General features: G+C 54.2%; 1 protein-coding gene. It reads left to right on the plus strand.

Going from position 1 to position 1,358, the window contains the following annotated elements; genetic code table 11:
• Positions 1 to 65 precede the first annotated feature (65 nt).
• Positions 66 to 1,322: an IS256 family transposase gene (locus tag PMI22_RS03155; protein WP_007948769.1), complete on the plus strand. Its 1,257-nt coding sequence runs from the start codon at positions 66 to 68 to the stop codon at positions 1,320 to 1,322.
• Positions 1,323 to 1,358: the final 36 nt, after the last annotated feature.

Below are 1,358 nucleotides of genomic sequence, written 5' to 3' on the forward strand. Positions count from 1 at the left end.
GAGGGTGTAATTAATTTTGTGTAAACGGTCATTTGGCAGGAGACTGCCTACCCCAAGGAAATCCAATGACCGAGCCAAAACCCAAGCGCGCCAAACGAGTCAAGCCTGATCCTGAACTGGTTAAACTGGCCGACAGCCTGCTGGCCAATTATAAAAAGCCCGAGGATCTGATCGGCGAAAACGGCCTGCTCAAGCAGCTCACCAAGATGCTCGTCGAACGAGCGTTGGAAGCTGAAATGACCGAGCACCTGGGTCATGACAAAAGCGCCGCGGTGACCAATGCTGAAGGCAATGCGCGCAACGGCCATAGCGGCAAGACGCTCAAGGGCGACTTTGGCGAGCTGCCGTTGGACATTCCCCGTGACCGACAGGGCCTGTTCGAGCCCCAGCTCATTTCCAAACACCAGACACGCTGGACTGGCTTCGACGACAAAGTTATCTCGCTGTACGCCCGGGGCATGACCGTGCGGGAAATCCAGGGGCACCTGGAGGAGATGTACGGCACGGAGGTCTCTCCCAGCCTCATCTCGGCGATTACCGACGCGGTTAGCGAGGAGGTCAAGGTCTGGCAGTCACGTCCTCTGGATGAGCTCTATCCGATCCTCTACCTTGACTGTATTCACGTCAAAGTACGCGACAGCGGCGCGGTCAGAACCAAAGCGGTTTATCTGGCTATTGGCGTCAACATGGAAGGCCGAAAAGAAGTGCTGGGGTTGTGGATCGCCCAGACCGAAGGCGCCAAATTCTGGCTGCAAGTCGTCACAGAGCTCAAAACACGCGGGGTGCAAGACATCTTCATCGCCTGCGTGGACGGGCTCAAGGGCTTCCCTGAGGCCATCGAAGTGGTCTATCCGAAAGCCTCGGTTCAACTGTGTATCGTGCACATGGTTCGCAATAGCCTGAAGTTCATCGCCTACAAAAATCAACGTGAAGCGGCTGCTGATCTCAAGCTTATCTACCGCTCAACGACCGTCGAAATGGCTGAGCAGAAATTGACTGACTTCGAAGCCAAATGGGACGAACGCTACCCGTTGATTAGTCAATCTTGGCGAAAGAACTGGGCGAGAGTCATCCCGCTGTTCGATTACCCGCCAGAGATTCGTAAGGTGATTTACACCACTAACGCCATCGAATCGATCAACATGAGCCTGCGTAAAGTGACGAAAAGCCGAGCTTCATTCCCGACAGACGATGCGGTCATGAAGCTCTTTTATCTGGCGCTGAACAACATCAGCAAGAAATGGACGATGCCAATCAGGGACTGGGCGGGGGCCTTGAACAGGTTCAGTATCCAGTTCGAAGACAGGCTTTTGCAGGATTAACAGCAACGCCGTTTACACAGAATTCAGTACACCCTC

It is taken from the genome of Pseudomonas sp. GM21 (assembly GCF_000282215.1).
GTDB lineage: Bacteria > Pseudomonadota > Gammaproteobacteria > Pseudomonadales > Pseudomonadaceae > Aquipseudomonas.

Excerpts from the sequence above, each read along its gene's own strand:
- PMI22_RS03155 (WP_007948769.1), top strand. The coding sequence starts at position 66 with ATGACCGAGCCAAAACCCAAGCGCGCCAAACGAGTCAAGCCTGATCCT.